This window comes from Methylorubrum rhodinum (assembly GCF_014199935.1).
Classification (GTDB): domain Bacteria; phylum Pseudomonadota; class Alphaproteobacteria; order Rhizobiales; family Beijerinckiaceae; genus Methylobacterium; species Methylobacterium rhodinum.
The window spans coordinates 128,028-144,337 of the sequence record NZ_JACHOP010000009.1 but is presented as its reverse complement, the minus strand read 5'-3'; the positions used below and the strand labels follow the sequence as shown (position 1 = coordinate 144,337).

Genomic DNA, 16,310 nt, shown 5'->3' with positions numbered 1-16,310 from the left:
TCTCCACGAAGCGCCCCGCCCCCGCCGTTTCCCTGTCGGAAGCGACGGAGCGGCAGGGGTTTCGTGGGAGCCTGATCCCCGACCGTCCTGTCCTGAGCATCCTTGCCCGAGCGTGCTGCCATGAGCGACACGGCCCTTCCGTTCTCCGCCGCGCCCGCATGGGCCGGGCCGCGCGCCGCGCGCCGCGACCTGTGGCGGACGGTCTTCGTGGTCTTCGCGGTGCTGATGTGCGTGAACGCCTTCTACGCGACCTTCGCGGGCGGGAGCGACGAGCTCGGCAACGCCAAGTCCCACGTGCCGTCGAACCGCGGCAACCTGCTCTATGTCGGCCTCTGGCTCGGCCTCTACGCCTGCTCCTGCTGGGTGGTCTTTCGCGATTTCCTGCGCAACGGGCTCGACCTGTGCCTCGTCGGGATCGCGCCGCTGGCCGGCTACATCCTGCTCTCCGCGACGTGGTCGCCCGCCCCCCTGGCCTCGATCGTGCCGGCCGGGATGCTCGTCCTCAACATCGTCATCGCCGCGGCGCTCGCCTCGGTCGTCCACCCGGCGCGGTTCCTGCGCATCTTCGCCTGGACCAACGTCGTCCTGGTCGGCATCTCGCTGGCCCTGGTGCTGATCACCCCCGACACCGTGCGCACCGACATCAACCGGCCGGGCCTGCTGATGTCGGGCGAGTTGTTCGGCGCCTACGCCAACAAGACCGTCCACGGCATGTCGGCCTCGATCGCCATCCTCGTGCTCCTGTTCCTGCCGGGGTCGAGCCCCCGCGGCCTGCGCTGGCCGGCGCTCGGCATCCTGACGCTCGGCCTGATCCTGGCGAACTCGATGTCCTCGGTGAGCGGCACGGTGGTCGCCGGGATGACGCTGTTCGCCGCCCGCGTGCTGCCGGGGTTCGGCCGCCCGATCTTCACGGTGGCCACCGGCTTCTCGATCCTGTTGGCGCTGAGCCTGCCCTTCATCGGCATCGGCGAGCTCGCCACGTCCATCGGCCGCAGCGCCGACTTCACCGGCCGCAGCACCTTCTGGCCCTACGCCATCGACGCCATCAAGGAGCGTCCGCTGTTCGGCTACGGCTACCTGAGCTTCTTCAACACCGACCCGTTCTCGAAGGCGTGGCGGCTGTGGGAGCAGGAGCTGTACTTCTTCACGCCCGACTTCCACAATTCCTTCCTCGACATCATGGTCGGGCTCGGGATCGTCGGCGGCGTCCTCTACCTCGTCCTGCTGTTCACCTCGGCCGCCATCTTCGCCCATCCGAGCCTGGAGCGCCGCTGCGCCTTCCTGCTCTCGGCGATCCTGATCGTGTTCATCCTCAACAGCGCCACCGGCTTCCTCTTCCTGGCGCACAATCGGATGTCGGCGATCTTCCAGTTCTACTGCCTGTTCGTGCTGTGCCGCAGCTACCGGCCGAGCGTGCCGTTCCCGCGCACGGGCGGCGTGCCCCACGGAGTCGTCCGGTGATGCTTTCTCACAAGGCCTCGCCGGGGGCGCAGGCCGGTCAGGTGATCGGCCTCGACGCCCTGCGCTTCGCCGCCGCCGGCCTCGTGATGCTCTATCACCTCGCCTGCACCGCCTGGCTTGTGCCGTCGAGCGAGGCGGCGGGCCTGCTCGCCGCGCCGGTCGGTTTCCCCGGTCCGTTGCCCGGTCCATTGCCCGGTCCATTGCCCGCCCTGCTGCCGCTCAGCGCTTCGGGCTGGATCGGCGTGCCGATCTTCTTTGTCATCTCCGGCTTCGTCATCGCCTACACGGCGACCGGGGCCACGCCCCGGCGCTTCCTGGAGAGCCGGGCCCTGCGGCTCCTGCCCTGCGCATGGTTCTGCGCCAGCGTCACCTTCGTCCTCGCGCTCGGCTTCGCTCCCGAGGGCGTCGCCGAGCTGACGGGCCGCTACCTCAAGACCCTGCTGCTGTTCCCCGCGCCCCGCTGGATCGACGGCGTCTACTGGACGCTGGGGATCGAGATCAGCTTCTACGCCTTCGTCTTCGCGCTCCTCGCCCTCGGCCGGACCGACCGGCTCGAGCCGGCGGTCGCCTGCCTCGGCCTCGCCAGCGCCCTGGCGTGGTGCCTCGCCGCCACGCCGCTCGTGTCGGGCCTGGACGTGCTGATCTCGACGCGGATCGCCAAGCTGCTGCTCGTCACCCATGGCTGCGAATTCGCCCTCGGCGTCGTGATCTGGGCCGCGTCGCGGCGCGGCTGGACCGGCCGGCGCCTCGCGGTCGCGGCCCTGTGCCTGACCGGCTCGCTGCTCCAGATCGGCTACGACGCGCGCTTCACCCGCCACAGCCTCGGGCTCGACCCGGCGGCGTGGGCGCCGCTCGCCGTGCCGCTGGGGCTCTATCTCGGCTTCCTCGGCCTGTTCCTGCTCTCGGTGCGCACCAACGAGCACCTGCTGCGGATGCTCGGCCGCGGCGCTCCGGCGCTCCGGGCAATCGGGCTCTCGACCTATCCGCTCTACCTCCTACACACCTTCGTCGGCGTGCTGGCCATGCGGGCGATGCTGGCCCTCGGCCTCGACCCGCTGGCGAGCCTCGCTGCCGGGATCGCGGCCGCGGTGCTGGCGGCGCTCGCCGTCTCCGGCTGGATCGAGCCGGTTCTGCGCCGTCGCCTCCGCGGCCTGATCGACCGCCATCTCCAGCCTCGCGACGGCCTTCTCGGCCGCGCCGCCTCGACGCGCAGGAAGCCGGCATGAGTCCGACAACGAGCCCGACCTCGATGCCGCATCTGCCCCAGCTCGACGGCATCCGCGCGCTGGCGGTCGGGCTCGTGTTCCTGTCCCATGCCGGGCTCGGCCACATCGTGCCGGGCGGGCTCGGGGTCACGATCTTCTTCTTCCTCAGCGGCTACCTCATCACCACGCTGCTGCGGTTCGAGGCGCTCAACACCGGCGGCGTCAGCCTGCGGAATTTCTACCTGCGCCGCGTCTTCCGCATCTTCCCGCCGCTCTACCTGACACTTCTCTTCGTCGGCGGACTCTACGCCGCGGGCCTGCTCAAGGGGCCCTACGACGGAGTCGTGGTGCTGATGCAGGCGGCGTTTGCCGGCAACTACGTCACGGTTTTGGGCGGCGACATCATGCGGGCGCTGCCGCTGCCGTTGTGGTCGCTCGCCGTGGAGGAGCATTTCTATCTGCTCTTCCCGCTCGTCTTCCTGATGGCGGTCGGTCGCGTCTCGGCGGCGCGGCTCGCCCTCTACTGCCTGATCGCCTGCCTCGTCGTGCTGTCCTTCCGGGTCGCCGCGGTGCTGACGCTGGCGGACGCCTCCGACACCTATATCTGGACGCATACGCGGGCGGATTCGATCCTGTTCGGCTGCTGCCTCGCGCTCTGGCGCAATCCGCTCCTCGACGGCGCGGCCGGCTATCGCCCCGGCGGATGGCAGGCTTTGGCCGCCCTCGGCGTGATCGCCGCCACCCTCGTGGTGCGGGACGAAACCTTCCGGCAGACCCTGCGCTACACGATCCAGGGCGGCGCCCTGTTCGTGTTGTTCGCCTGCATTCTCCAGCCGGCCCGCGGCAGCGCCTGTGCCGGCGCGGCGCGGCTGCTCTCGGCGCCGGTGCTGACCCGGATCGGCCTCTATTCCTACACGATCTACCTCGTGCACGCGGCGATGATCGAGGCGGTGGCGGGTTTCTCAGGGTCCCACCTCGTTCAGGGCGTCGTGGGCGCCGCCCTGACGCTCGCCTTCGCCGCGCTGATGCACCGCCTCGTCGAGCGCCCGTTCGCGCGGCTGCGTCGCCGCCTCGACGCGCCCGGGGCCGGCGCGCCGGTTCGAGGGGCGGCGCTGGCTGCCTCCGCCCGCTGACGCCGGCTCACCAGCCGCGGAGGAGCAGCGCGTCGCGCACCAGCGTGGCGATCACGGCCTGACCGGCGTCGTTGAGGTGGATGTGGTCGGCCCGCAGCGGTTGGGCCGGCACGTCGTCCACGATGTCGGCCCGATCCTGCGCCGTCGGCTTGAGCCCGGACATCGCGAGACCGCGCTCGACCAGGGGACCGCGGACGTCGAGGAAGCGGTGGCCGTGCTCGTCGCGGAGCGCATCGTTGAGCGCGCGGATCGCCCGGTGGCCGGGCCGGCCCCGATGCTCTTCCGGCACGTCGGCGTTGAGGATCGACAGGACGAGGCTGCGCCCGCACCGCGCCGCCATCGCCCGCAGGTCGGCCCTGACCCGGTTTGGGTCGTCGTAATTGTTGCGCCCCGCCCAGATCACCGCCACGCCCTCGCGCGAGCGCGGATCGGCGAGCATCCGGGCCGCCACCTGCGTCGACGATTCCCCGCCGACCCCGGCATTGCGCACGGGGCGCGCTGGAGTGAAGAGCCGACTCAGGACTGTCGGGTAGCGCCCGCCATTGGTCTGCACCCCGGCGCCGAAGGTGAGGCTGTCGCCCCAGCAGACGATCGGCACGGGCGCGGCCTCGGCCCGCCCGGCGACGCCGGCCGCGAGGAGACCCAGGCCGAAGCGGCGGCGGTCGAGGATCGGCGTCGAACTCGGCATGGCGGCTCTCGTAAGCTTCCGGATGTTCGCTTCGGCCGCCGCGCCACCCCCTCGCCCCGCTTGCGGAGAGAGGGGTACGCGCTCGAACGCTTGAGAGCTGATCGAAGGCCGCCTCACGCCCCGAACAGAACGATCTCCGTATAGGACAGATCGCCCGCCATCGGCGGGTGGGGGCCGCGGGCGAATTTGGGGGCGCGGCCGGGGAAGTAGCGGCCGGGGAGGTCGGCGCGGCGCTCCAGGGCGTCGAGGACGAACCACGGCATGCCCCGGCGCAGCAGGAGATGCCGGCCGACCGCGCCGAGGCAGGCGGGCAGGTCGAGGCCCGGCGAGTGATAGACGAGCTGGAGGCCGGGGAAGCGCAGCCAGCCGAGCCGGCCCGGCAGCACCCTGATGGCCCGGCGCTGGAACAGCAGCGCACCCGCCGTCGTGCCGTGCGACCAGACGAGGCCGAGGCAGCCGTAGGACACGTGGTCGGCGACCAGCCGGGCTTCGGCCTCGGGCAGCAGCGCCAAGGTCTCGGGCGAGGCGGCCCGCGCCCGGCCGCGATGGCGGCCCAGTATCGGCAGGGTCAGCATCTGGCCGGCGCAGATCGTCTTGAAGCCGCGGGCCTTGTGCATCGCCCAGGTCTGCGGCGCGGGCGAGACGTTGACGTAGGTCACCGCCTTGTCGCGCATGGCGAAGCCGTCCAGCAGCGTCCCGAGCGAGCGGAATTCCGGCTTCACGTACCAGCTCGACAGATTGCAGCGCAGGTGCGTGCCGGCGGCATCCTCGACGACGCGGTAGAGCGCCAGCAGCACGCCGACCGCCTCGCCGTCCCGCTCCACGAGATAGCCGTAGCGCGGCACGCCGTCGGGCAGGTCCTGCGCGCGATGGCGGGCGAGGCCCCGGCGCCAATAGGCTTCCGAACGGTTGGCAAAGCCCGCGCGCAGGAGGCCGATCACCGCGTCGAGGTCATCTTCCTCGATGGTGCGGCAGCGCGTCTTGGCGCGTTGGGGCTTCGGCGCGGCCGGGGCCGGATCGGGCACGGAGAAGACGGGGACATCATCGGCGTCGGACAGGGCGAACATCGGCGACACTCTCGGAGCTTCGCTGAGCTTGGGGCCCGGGGCGGATGCGTGGGCCGCGTCCGTTCGGATCGGGAGTCAGGTCGGCGGTGGGTTCGGGTGACAGGGAAGGGTGGGTCCGTCCTACCCACCCCCTCATCCTGAGGTGCCGCGTGAGCGGCCTCGAAGGAGGGCTCCAGGGATCGCAGCGCTTTCTGGAGCCCTCCTTCGAGGCCCGCTTTCGCGGGCACCTCAGGATGAGGGGGATGGGTGGGAGAAGTGTGGAAAAAGATCAGGCGGTGCTGCCGGCGTCGATGGTCAGCACCGTGCCGGTGATGTTGCGGGCCTTGTCCGACATCAGGTAGGCGACGGCGTCGGCGACATCCTGCGGCTCGGCCAGGCGCTTGAGGGCGCTGCGGTTGGCGACACGGCCACGCTCGGCCTCGTCCATCCCCTCCGTCAGCGACGTCTCGATGAAGCCCGGCGCCACCGCGTTCACCGTGACCCCGAGGCGACCGACCTCGCGAGCGAGGGACTTGGTGAAGCCGATCATCGACGCCTTGGTGGCGGCGTAGACCGAGAGCGCGTTGTAGCCGGTGAAGGCGATGATCGAGCTGACGTTGACGATGCGCCCCGCGCCCGCGCTCATCATGCCGCGGGCGAGGTACTTGGTGAGCACCATCGGGGCGACCGTGTTGAGGTGGACGAGTTCGGTGATTTTTTTCGCCGACATGGTGGCGAGCAGGCCCGGCGTGCCCAAGGCCGCGTTGTTCACGAGGCCGTAGACCGGTCCGTGCTCGGCCTTGATCCGCTGGACCAAGGCTTGAAGCGCATCGATCTCGCCGAGATCGGCGGCCATGAACTGGATCGCGCCGAACGGGGCGACCTCGCAGGCCGCCTCCAAGGCTTCGGTCGGGCGCCGCGCCAGGGCGACGACGCGAAACCCTTCGCTGGCGAGCGTCGAGGCCATGGCGAGGCCGAGGCCCCGGCTCGCCCCGGTGACGACGACGAGGCGGCCTTCACGGATCTCGGTCACGGCATCCTCCGCACCAGCTTGCCGCCCGAGGTGAGCGGCAGGTCGTCGACGAAGCGCACGCTCGCCGGCACCTTGTGGCCGGAGAGCCGCGGGCGGCAATGGGCGATGATCGCCTTCTTCAGCGCCACCGGATCGGCGGCGTCGGTGCCGGCGCGCAGCACGACTTCGGCCTCGACCACGGCGCCGAGGATGGGGTTGGGCCGCGCCCGCACGCGGGACATCGACACGCTGGAATGCAGGTTGACGACGGCCTCGACCTCTTCCGGCTGCACCTTGGCGCCGCCGACATTGATGACGCCGCTGCGCCGCCCCAGGAAGTGGAAGCGCTCGCCCCGGCGCTCGACGAGGTCGCCGGTGTCGACGAAGCCGTCGTCCGCCATCAGCGGCTCAGGGTGCGTGCCGAGATAGCGCCGGCCGGTACGGCCGGAGCGGACGTAGAGCGCGTCGTCGCGCACCGCGATCTCGATGCCGGCGCGCGCGCCGATCAGCGAGGCCGGAAAGCCCTCGCGCCCATCCTCGACGGTGAAGCCGACGCCGCCCTCGGTCGAGGCGTAGGCATGCGCCATGCGGGCCTCCGGGAAGGCGGCGCGCAGCAGGTCGAGCACGGTCTGGTCGGCGATCTCGCCGGACAGCCGGACGTAGCGCGGCGCGAGCCGGCCGAGTGCGTTGCTCATCAGGGCGAGGCGCCAGTGCGAGGGCGTGCCGAGGATGTGGGTGACACCCGCTTCCCCTGCGCGGATCAGATAGTCGCGCACCGGCTCGTGCCGGTCGGATAGCACCAGCGATGCGGGCGCCAGCATCGCGCGCAAAAACACCTGGAGGCCGCCGTAGCGGCGGATGTCGTAGAAGGTCGACCAGACCGTGCCGGGCTCCGGCGCGGCCGCGGTGTTGATGCCTCCGGCCAGCCCTTCGAGGGAGTGGGCGACGAGTTTTGGGGCGCCGGTGGTGCCGGAGGTGGCGAGCGCCCATTCCGTCTCTTGCCCGGTCTCCGCCGAAGCCTTCGCGGCGGCCTCGATGTCGATGCGCGGTAGGCCGGGCAGATCGCCCTCGGGCAGGCCTTCCGCGTCGCAGACGACGATCTGGCTTTCCGAATCCGCGGCGATGCGGGCGACATGCTCCGGCGCGAGGCCGGGGGGTACCAGAGCGAGGCGCGCGACGAGGCCGTCGAGGGCCAGCATCGCGCGGGCCGCCGCCATCTGCCCGCCGACCGCGAGCAGCACGCGTTTGCCGGCAAGCGCGTCGCTCACCGACGCGTCGCGCGGGCCGCCGACGATCCCGGCGAGATTTCTTCGCTCGCGATGGTCGGACAGGAACAGGCCGTCCAGCCCGCCCGCTGCCAAAAGTTTCTCGCGCAGGATCATGGCGCTTACGCCGCCTTCCGGGCTGCGGCGCGGTCGTAGAGGGCGACGAGGTCGCCGACGGTGACGGGCAGGTCGTCGGCCTCCATCTCGGAGAACGGGTCGGCCCCGGTCAGGTCCTCCATCCGGGCGACCAGCAGGGCGAAGCAGAGCGAGTCGAACTCGGTCTCCAGCATCACGAGGTCGTCGGTGATCGGCGGCATCCGCTTCTCCTGCTCGGCGGCGACGGCGGCGATCTCGGCGTGGACGGTGGAACGCAGGGACATGGGGGACTCCACTGGCAACAAGAACAGGTCAGGCGGTCGGCGCGGGATTTCGCAGAAGGTCGGCGAAGTCGCGCGCGATTTGAGACAGGATGGGCCGGGAGCGGGGGACGAGCCGCCCGAGGCCGTAGAAGAAATGGATCATGCCGGCGTGGCGAGCGTGGACGACCGGCACGCCCGCACGGGTCAGGCGCTCGGCGTAAGTCTCGCCGTCGTCGCGCACGGGATCGTACTCGGCGGTGTGGATGTGGGCCGGCGGCAGGCCCGCCAGCTCGGTTTCGCGCAACGGGCAGAAGCGCGGGTTCGGCAGGGCGTCGGGTCCGCAGGCGAAAATGTCGCCCTGGATCGTCGCCTCGTCGAGGAAGTAGCCGCGGGCGAAGTCGCGACGCGAGGGGCCCGTGCCGTGGACGTCGAGGACCGGGCAGATCAGGAGCTGCGCGGCGAGTGCTTTGCCAACTCCCAAAAATTCCTGGCAGACGCGGGCGGCAAGGCCGGCGCCGGCCGACTCGCCGCCGACGGCCAGCCGCGCCGGATCGATGCCGAGGTCGGCCGCGTGCTCCATCACCCAGCGGGTCGCGGCGAGCGCGTCGTCGAGGCCCGCCGGAAACGGATGCTCGGGGGCGAGCCGGTATTCGACCGCGACCACCCGCATCCGGCCGGCATCGCAGAGCGTCCGGCATAGGGCGTCGTGGGTGTCGAGATCGCCGGTGACGAGGCCGCCGCCGTGCAGGAAAACGAGGCCGGGGCCGGATGTCTCGCTCTCTGGCGCCTCGCCCTCCGGCGCGTAGAGGCGAAGCGACAGCGCGCCGCCGGGGCCGGGCATCGTGAAGTCGCGCACCTCGACCTGGCCGGTCGCGAGACCGGCGGCGGCGAGCTTCGAGAGACCGCGAAGGCCCTCGCGCCGGGCGGCGAGATCGATGCCGCCCGTACCCCCGAGCGCCATCATGTCGAGGAAGCGGCTGACATGCGGGTCGAGGGCCATCGCGGCGGCTCGCTCAGAGCTTCAGCGCGGCGCGGATGGCGGCCGGCCAGTCGGCGATGGTCTCGCCGTGGGTGGCGAACATCGCGACCGCGAGGCGGTCCATGCCGAAGGCGACGCAGCCGGTATGCGCCGGCTCGCCGTCGGCGAGGTTGAGGCCCCAGGTCGTGCCGAAATGCTCGCGGTGATAGTTGAAGCTCATGCAGGCGGTGCCGGCGGCCGCGCCCCGCAGCGGGATCAGCAGCTCGAACTTCAGCGCCTGCTCCAGCTGGCTGAAGGCCATGATCTGGCCCAGCCGCCCGAAGAACGGATCGCTCGCGGTCTCGACCGTGTAGGTCAGGCCGAGCTCGTCGGCCATGGCGGTGGCGGTCTTGATCCAGGCTTCGCGGAAAGCGACGATCTGCTCCGGCGTGCCGATGCGGACGTATTCGCGCATCCGGAAGGATTGCAGCCGGTCGAGATGGCGCGAGGGCTCGCGGCGGAAGCAGTCGCAGGCGACGTCGAAGCGGTAGCCGGCCTCCGGCACCGGCCCACGGGCGGCGGCGATCGGATAGACCGGGTAGCAGGCGGCCGGGGTCAGGACGAGGTCGGCGGTCTCCAGGCCCTCGGTCCAGTCGCCGCCCGCGAGGTGACGGTCGGCATAGCCGCGGATCTCGGACTCCGAGCCTTCCAGGCACGAAACGCAGCCCAGAAGATTCGGAAAACTCTTGAGGTAGCCGTGGCGCTCGAGATGGGCGCGGCTCATCACCGGCGGGAAGCGAAAAATCTCGGTGCTCTCGTCGCGGCGGGCCGAGATGAAGGCGGCGAGCGCCTCGACCACCGACTCGTAGGCGCCGGTGCGGGCGTAGACGCCCTGCGCGTTCATCGGCTTGAACATCGCGTCGAACAGGGAGTCGAGCGGATCGGTCGCGGGCGGGGCGGCCGGCGCGTTCATCACGGGCATGTTCATGGCGGGTGGTCTCTCGAAGTAAAGAGGGCGGAAAGGACGGGATCAGGCGCTGAGCGAGGCGGCGACCGGGGACATCAGGGTCGCGGTGGCGAGGTTGGCGACGATGCGGTCGTTGTGGATCATGATCGGCGCCGAGAGGATGTCGCGCAGCGCGCGGCCGACGCTGAAGGCGCCGTCCTGGCGGTAGCCGGCGAGCCCGTTGGCCCGCATGGCGCTCGACACCGCGGCGACGGCGAGTTCGGACACCTCGACCTTGAGCATCGTGATCGCGGTCTGGAAATCGAGGGCGGCGAGCGCCGCCGCGTCGTCGCCCGCGGCCTCGAACCGGTCGAGCCCCTGGACGATCAGCGCGCGGGCCTGCTTCAGGCTCGACACGGCGCGGGCGTAGTGGAGCGCGCCGGGAGGCGCGACGCCGCCGGCACCCCGCATGGCGGTGCGGGTGAAGGCCTGGGCGCGGTCGACGGCGGACGCGGCGATGCCGGCCCAGGCGCTCGACCACAGGATGTGCGAGACCGGCGTCATGGTCTGGTTGTGGACGTCGCCGTAGCGGGCGGAGAGCACCTGCTCGGGCCGGCCCTTGGCGACGAGGCGGAAGCCGCTGCTGCAGGTGCCGCGCATCCCGAGCGTCTCCCAGCCGCTGAGGCGCTCCAGCGTGTAATCCTCCTTGAGGAAGACGCAGAGCACCTGATCGGAGGCGGCGGCCTCCGCGTTGCGGCGGGCGACGGTGACGACGCCGTCGGCCTGGGCGCCGTAGGAGATCACGGTGGCGGCCCGCTCCAGGCCGACGCTCTCGCCGTCGGTCTCGACCGCGGCGGAGGACGAGCGGACGTTGCCGCCGCCTTGCCCTTCCGTGGTCGAGGAGGCCATCAGCAGTTGCTCGTCGGCGATGCGGCGGATCAGGCCGTCGCGCCACACGTCGCCGCGGCCGTGCCGGGTCAGGCAGGCGACCTTGGTCTGGTGCATGGCGTAGATCATCGCCGTCGAGGCGCAGGCGCGGCCGAGCGCATAGCAGATGTCGGCGAGCGCCCGGATCGAGGCGCCCTCGCCGCCGAGCTCGATCGGCACCGCGGCACCCAGCAGGCGCTGGGATTTCAGCGCGGCGACCGCCTCCTCGGGGAAGCGCCCGTCGCGGTCCACCGCCTCGGCGTGGAGTGCGGCGACGGCGGCCACAACTGCGGCGCGGGCGGTCAGGTCGGTGGCGAGGGTGTCGTCGGGGCCGGTCATCGGCTGGATGGTCATGGCTTGGCTCCCAAGGTCTGAAGCCGGCCGCGCCGGCAGTCTTTTTGGTTTCAGTCAGGTCAGGCGGACGGGGCCGCCTTCACGGTCTCGACCATCCGGGCGATGGTCTCGATCGAGTAGAAGTTCTTCGGGGTGAGTGCTGCGGGCGGGATCATGATGTCGAACTCGGCCTCGACCGCGATCATCAGGTTCACCAAGTCGAGCGAGGACAGGCCGACATCGACCAGCGCGTCGCCCGCGCCGAATTCCGGCTTGATCGCGTGCCGCCCGGCGATCTCGTAGGCGAGGCCCATCGTCCGGTTCGCCACGGTCTCAGTCATCATCTCCGACATGTGTCTCGCGCCTCTTGTCTGTTGCAGTCTGTTGGTGGGCTGCGACCTGTCCGGCGGCGATACAATCATCGCCGCGATAAGGTCTCTTCCGGATGTTCGAATCAATCTGAATTCGGTTTTTAAGTATTTGTTCAGTTAATCGAACATTCTTGCCGTCACGGCGGCGACAGGTCGATGAAGCTGCCGCCGCCGTAGACCAGCGCGCCGGTCTCGCCGCCGCCGAGGCGCACCTCGCGCACGGCCCCGAGCAGGATGGCGTGGCTGTGCCGCTCGATGACCTCTTCGAGGTCGCAATCGATGATCGCCTGCGCCTCCGTGAGGCCCGACGCCCCGGACGCCATCGTGGTCCAGTCCGCGCCGGCATAGCGGGCGGGGCCGCGCAGCGCCCCGATCCCGGCGAAGCGCTCGGCGACGGGACGGTGCCCGGAGGCCAGGATGCTGACGCAGAAATGCTGGCGCTTGACGATCACCGGCCAGGTCGAGGAGGCGCGGTTGACGCAGACCAGCATGGTCGGCGGATCGACCGAGAGCGACACCGCCGAGGTGGCGGTGAGCCCGACCCGATCCTCGCCGCTGCCGGCCGTGACCACGACGACCCCGCCGACGAGGCGGCGCATCGCCTGCTTCAACAGGCCGGCATCCGCCACCGGCGGAGGGGGCAAGTCGGGCGTGAGGCTCATCGCTGCGGCCTCCAGCGGATCGAGCCGGACGGTGGTGGCAAGGGAGCTTCGGTACGCGGCCATGGCATCGACCATCCGAAAGAACGGGGATTTCGTTCGAGGTCCGACCCGGTGACGCCTGCCTCAGGTCCGGTTCGAAACCGGACGTTATCGGTTGGCGCCTATGCCCGATCCGGTCCTCGCGGGCTCTTCTGCAAAGGAGAGGCCCGAGCGGAGGGGCCGAAATCTGTCCGCCCGCGACACGATCCGGGGTTCGGGCGGAGGGTCGGTCCCGATCCGGGACAGTGTTTCGGGCGGGTGCCGCCCAAACCTTGAGGTGCGCGCGATGTCCGATCCGATCTCCCGTACCGCCGCGCAGGCGCTCGTGGACCAGCTCGTCGCCAACGGCGTCGGCCACGTCTTCGCGGTGCCGGGCGAGAGCTACCTGCCGGTGCTCGACGCGCTGCACGAGTCCGGCATCCCGATCACCGTCTGCCGCCAGGAGGGGGGCGCCGCGATGATGGCGGAGGCCCACGGCAAGGCGACGGGCCGGCCGGGCATCTGCTTCGTCACCCGCGGGCCCGGCGCCACCAACGCCTCGGCAGGCATCCACATCGCCCAGCAGGATTCGACGCCGATGATCCTGTTCGTCGGCCAGATCGAGCGGGGGCTGCGTGATCGCGAGGCGTGGCAGGAGGTAGATTATCGCGCGGCCTTCGGGCCGATCTCGAAATGGGCGACCGAGATCGAGACCGGGGCGCGGGTGCCCGAATACGTCTCCCGCGCCTTCCACACCGCCTGCGGCGGTCGCCCCGGCCCGGTGGTGATAGCGCTGCCCAAGGACATGCTGAAGGACCCCGTCTCCGGCCCGACCGCGCCGGCCTTCGTGCCGGTCGAGGCCGCGCCCGGAATCGAGGACCTGGAGCGGCTGAGCCAGCTCTTGGGCGAGGCGGAAAACCCCTTCCTCGTGCTCGGCGGCAGCCGCTGGGACGAGCGCGCCTACGCCGACATCCGCACGTTCGTGGAGGCGTTCGACCTGCCGGTGGCGACGAGCTACCGCCGCCTGCCGCTGTTCGACCCGCTGCACCCGAACTACGCGGGCGACCTCGGGTTGGCCGCCAACCCGAAGCTCGTCGCGCGGGTGAAGGCCGCCGACCTGCTGATCGTGCTCGGCGGGCGGCTCGGCGAGGTGGCGAGCCAGATGTACTCGCTCCTCGACATCCCGAGCCCCCGCACGCGACTCGTCCACATCCATCCGGGCCCGGAGGAACTCGGCCGGGTCTACGTCCCGCATCTTGCCATCAATGCCGGCCCCACCCGCACGGCCGCCGCGCTCGCGCGCCTGCCCGCGCCCGCCGCGACGCCGTGGTCGGAGGGCGCGCGGGCGGGCCACGGCGAGTACCTCGCCTGGAGCGAGACGGCGACGCCGCAGCCCGGCGCCGTGAACTTCGGCGAGGTAATGATTCAGTTGCGCGACGCGCTGCCGTCCGACGCGATCCTGTGCAACGGCGCGGGCAACTACGCCGCCTGGATCCACCGCTTCTACCGCTTCCGGCGCCTTTCCACCCACATGGCGCCGACTTCGGGCTCGATGGGCTACGGCGTACCGGCGGCGGTGGCGATGAAGCGGCTCTATCCTGAGCGCATCGTCATCTCGCTCAACGGCGACGGCGACTTCCTGATGAACGGCCAGGAGTTCGCGACCGCCGTGCAGTACGGGCTCAACATCGTCTGCATCGTCGCCGACAACGCCAGCTACGGCACGATCCGGATGCATCAGGAGCGGGATTTTCCGGGCCGCGTCTGCGCCACCGATCTCGTGAACCCGGATTTTGCGGCCTACGCCCGCGCTTTCGGGGGCGTCGGTTTCACGGTGGAGCGAACGGAGGATTTTTCGGCCGCGCTCGACGCGGCGCTGGCCGCGAAGCAGCCGGCGATCATCCACGTGAAGATCGCGGTCGATGCGATCGCGCCCGGCGCGACGCTGACGGCGATCCGGGAGAAGGCGCTGGCCTCGCAATAACCCTCCCCCCTCTGCGGGGGAGGGTGCCTCGCGGATGCGAGGCGGGAGAGGGGAGCGACGTTTCCGGAGATAACTGGTCGAACGCGGCCAAGCGGAAGCGTGGTTCCCCTCTCCCGACCCCCTTCGGGGGCCACCCTCCCCCGCGGAGGGGGGAGGGCTTGTTTCCGCGCTTAACCCAACCGCCCGTGCGCGAAATCCCAATACAGCTGCCGCGCCTGCCGAAAGATCGGCCCCGGCTCGAACCGCCTGTCGTCGAGCCCCGTCACCGGCGCCACCTTGGCGAAGTTGCCCGCGGTGAACACCTCGTCGGCACTCAGAAAATCGTCGTAGCGCAGCGTCTTCTCCACCACCGCGACGCCCGCGCCCCTCAGCAGCGCGATGACCCGCGCGCGGGTGATGCCGGCCAGGAACACGCCGTTCGGCACGGGGGTGTAGACCACGCCGTCGCGGGCGAAAAAGGCGTTGGCGTTGGCGAATTCGGCGACGTTGCCCAGCCCGTCGAGCATCAGGCAGTTGCCGAAGCCGCGCGACAGCGCCTCGGTCAGGGCCCGGGCGCCGTTCGGGTAGAGGCAGCCCGCCTTGGCATCGACCGGGGCGACCTCGATCGAGGGGCGGCGGAAGGGGGAGAGCGTCGCGCGCACGCCGGACGGCAGCGGCATCGGCGCGGTGTAGATCGACAGGCACCAGTTGGTGGAAGCGGGATCGAACCGGACGCCGCCGGCGAAGCCGCTCTCGGCCCAGTACATCGGCCGGATGTAGAGTTCGGCGTCCGGCGCGAAGCGGGAGAGGCCCTGCGCGACGAGGTCGCTCCAGGCGGAGACCGGCACCTTCGGCTCCAGGCCGAGCGCAACCGCCGAGCGGTTGACGCGGGCGAGATGCAGGTCGAGGTCGGGCGTCACGCCCTCGAAGGCGCGGGCACCGTCGAACACCGTCGAGCCGAGCCACGCGCCGTGGCTGCGCGGCCCCATGATCCGGACATTGCCCGGATGCCACGCGCCCTCGAAGAAGGTCCAGGTGTCGTTCTCGGACGTCGTCATGGCGCGAGCCTCGATGGAAGGGGAAGCGGGGCCGTTCGGCAGCGGTCCCACGATTTTCAGGCGTCTTCCTTCCCTCCCCCTCATCCTGAGGTGCCCGCCTTGGCGGGCACCTCAGGATGAGGGGGAGGTGTCGGATGAAGGAGACGTCAGGCCGCTTCGAGCAGGCCGCCGCCGACGGACGACGCGGACTTGCGGCGCAGCATCTTCTTGACCTTGGCAAACGCCCGCATCGCCAGCGCGAGGTACTTCGGCTGGGTCTGGCGGCAGAAGGCGACCTTCCGCACGTAAGTCTCGACGTGCCAGTGGCAGACCGCGCCGCGGGGGATGAACAGCACGTCGCCGGCCACGAAGGTCTTGGCCGGGTTGATGCCGTCGCTGATCGTGGCCGAGCCTTCGAGGAAGTGGATCGTCTCGTCGATGTCGTAGTGCCACTCGAACTTGCCGGCGGTGCAGTCCCAGACGAGCGTCCAGGCCAGGCGGTCGGCGCTGCGCGACAGCATGGTGTTGCGCGCGATGGGCATCCCCTCGTGAACCCAGCTCTGCTCGATCGGAGCCGGCCGCAAGTCGCCCGTCGTCACGGACGCAATCATCGGGGTGGTAGACACGTCTTCCTCGCTGGAGATCGGGTGGGGCGTCCAGGACCACTCCGGAGGCGCCCCGAGGCAGCTCCACCACAAACGTCTTGAGCTTGCAAGATGCTCCGTCAGATATGGCTAACGTCGAGACGGCGAGGACTGGAATTCAGGCCAAATCGTGACTTGGCTGTGAAGTACAGTGCCCGAAACGGCACGCCCGGTTCACGGCGAGACAGCCTTTCTACGTAGAATTCCGCAACCATGCGGCGGGAAAGTCGGACCCGCGGCTGTGGGCTCCGCGGCCATCCCCCTGATCTTTCATCAAAATCA

16 protein-coding genes are annotated in these 16,310 nt (G+C 70.6%); 4 read left to right on the top strand and 12 right to left on the bottom strand.

Annotation, left to right across the window (positions count from 1 at the left end; genetic code table 11):
• Nucleotides 1–120 precede the first annotated feature (120 nt).
• Genes HNR00_RS12725 through HNR00_RS12715 form a run of 3 tightly spaced genes read left to right on the top strand, consistent with a single transcriptional unit; the run spans nucleotide 121 to nucleotide 3,799 of the window.
• On the top strand, nucleotides 121–1,461 hold the full coding sequence (locus HNR00_RS12725) for an O-antigen ligase family protein (protein WP_183569773.1): 1,341 nt from the start codon (nucleotides 121–123) through the stop codon (nucleotides 1,459–1,461).
• Nucleotides 1,461–2,687 carry an acyltransferase family protein gene (locus HNR00_RS12720; protein ID WP_183569844.1) on the top strand — a complete coding sequence of 409 codons (1,227 nt, stop codon included), beginning with the start codon at nucleotides 1,461–1,463 and terminating at the stop codon, nucleotides 2,685–2,687. Before HNR00_RS12725 ends, HNR00_RS12720 begins: the two co-directional genes overlap by 1 nt.
• Nucleotides 2,684–3,799 carry an acyltransferase family protein gene (locus tag HNR00_RS12715; protein ID WP_183569771.1) on the top strand — a complete coding sequence of 372 codons (1,116 nt, stop codon included), beginning with the start codon at nucleotides 2,684–2,686 and terminating at the stop codon, nucleotides 3,797–3,799. The genes HNR00_RS12720 and HNR00_RS12715 overlap by 4 nt, the downstream gene beginning before the upstream one ends.
• A gap of 7 nt (nucleotides 3,800–3,806) precedes the next feature.
• On the opposite strand, the gene HNR00_RS12710 is transcribed toward HNR00_RS12715, so the two are convergent.
• From HNR00_RS12710 to HNR00_RS12665, 10 genes are all read right to left on the bottom strand, one after another.
• Nucleotides 3,807–4,487 carry an SGNH/GDSL hydrolase family protein gene (locus HNR00_RS12710; RefSeq protein ID WP_183569769.1) on the bottom strand — a complete coding sequence of 227 codons (681 nt, stop codon included), beginning with the start codon at nucleotides 4,485–4,487 and terminating at the stop codon, nucleotides 3,807–3,809.
• A gap of 113 nt (nucleotides 4,488–4,600) precedes the next feature.
• Nucleotides 4,601–5,554 (bottom strand): GNAT family N-acetyltransferase, encoded by a 954-nt coding sequence (locus tag HNR00_RS12705; RefSeq protein ID WP_183569767.1) that lies wholly within the window; start codon nucleotides 5,552–5,554, stop codon nucleotides 4,601–4,603.
• A 268-nt stretch (nucleotides 5,555–5,822) separates the two neighbouring features.
• Complete coding sequence (locus tag HNR00_RS12700; protein ID WP_312886046.1) at nucleotides 5,823–6,566, bottom strand: SDR family NAD(P)-dependent oxidoreductase; 744 nt, start codon at nucleotides 6,564–6,566, stop codon at nucleotides 5,823–5,825.
• Nucleotides 6,563–7,927: a class I adenylate-forming enzyme family protein gene (locus tag HNR00_RS12695; protein WP_183569765.1), complete on the bottom strand. Its 1,365-nt coding sequence runs from the start codon at nucleotides 7,925–7,927 to the stop codon at nucleotides 6,563–6,565. Before HNR00_RS12695 ends, HNR00_RS12700 begins: the two co-directional genes overlap by 4 nt.
• A 5-nt stretch (nucleotides 7,928–7,932) precedes the next feature.
• The gene (locus HNR00_RS12690; protein ID WP_056247116.1) at nucleotides 7,933–8,190 is read right to left on the bottom strand and encodes a hypothetical protein; all 258 of its coding nucleotides are present in this window, start codon (nucleotides 8,188–8,190) and stop codon (nucleotides 7,933–7,935) included.
• A 28-nt stretch (nucleotides 8,191–8,218) separates the two neighbouring features.
• Nucleotides 8,219–9,169 (bottom strand): alpha/beta hydrolase, encoded by a 951-nt coding sequence (locus HNR00_RS12685; protein WP_183569763.1) that lies wholly within the window; start codon nucleotides 9,167–9,169, stop codon nucleotides 8,219–8,221.
• A 13-nt stretch (nucleotides 9,170–9,182) separates the two neighbouring features.
• Nucleotides 9,183–10,115, bottom strand: coding sequence for an amino acid--[acyl-carrier-protein] ligase (locus tag HNR00_RS12680; protein WP_183569761.1), 933 nt, complete (start codon nucleotides 10,113–10,115; stop codon nucleotides 9,183–9,185).
• A gap of 42 nt (nucleotides 10,116–10,157) precedes the next feature.
• Complete coding sequence (locus tag HNR00_RS12675; RefSeq protein WP_183569759.1) at nucleotides 10,158–11,354, bottom strand: acyl-CoA dehydrogenase family protein; 1,197 nt, start codon at nucleotides 11,352–11,354, stop codon at nucleotides 10,158–10,160.
• Nucleotides 11,355–11,413: 59 nt separating this feature from the next.
• A complete protein-coding gene (locus HNR00_RS12670; RefSeq protein WP_183569757.1) occupies nucleotides 11,414–11,686 on the bottom strand; it encodes a phosphopantetheine-binding protein in 273 nt (90 codons plus the stop codon).
• Nucleotides 11,687–11,841: 155 nt separating this feature from the next.
• Entirely contained in the window at nucleotides 11,842–12,366 is a 525-nt protein-coding gene (locus tag HNR00_RS12665; RefSeq protein WP_183569840.1) for a flavin reductase family protein, read from the bottom strand.
• A gap of 325 nt (nucleotides 12,367–12,691) precedes the next feature.
• Here HNR00_RS12665 and HNR00_RS12660 point away from each other — a divergent pair, with 325 nt between their 5' ends.
• Nucleotides 12,692–14,368, top strand: a complete 1,677-nt coding sequence (locus HNR00_RS12660) for a thiamine pyrophosphate-binding protein (protein WP_183569755.1) — start codon at nucleotides 12,692–12,694, stop codon at nucleotides 14,366–14,368.
• A gap of 170 nt (nucleotides 14,369–14,538) precedes the next feature.
• On the opposite strand, the gene HNR00_RS12655 is transcribed toward HNR00_RS12660, so the two are convergent.
• Together HNR00_RS12655 and HNR00_RS12650 are read right to left on the bottom strand one after the other, a co-directional pair.
• Nucleotides 14,539–15,405: a branched-chain amino acid aminotransferase gene (locus tag HNR00_RS12655; RefSeq protein WP_183569753.1), complete on the bottom strand. Its 867-nt coding sequence runs from the start codon at nucleotides 15,403–15,405 to the stop codon at nucleotides 14,539–14,541.
• 146 nt (nucleotides 15,406–15,551) lie between these two features.
• The gene (locus HNR00_RS12650; RefSeq protein WP_183569837.1) at nucleotides 15,552–15,995 is read right to left on the bottom strand and encodes a cupin domain-containing protein; all 444 of its coding nucleotides are present in this window, start codon (nucleotides 15,993–15,995) and stop codon (nucleotides 15,552–15,554) included.
• Nucleotides 15,996–16,310 lie beyond the last annotated feature (315 nt).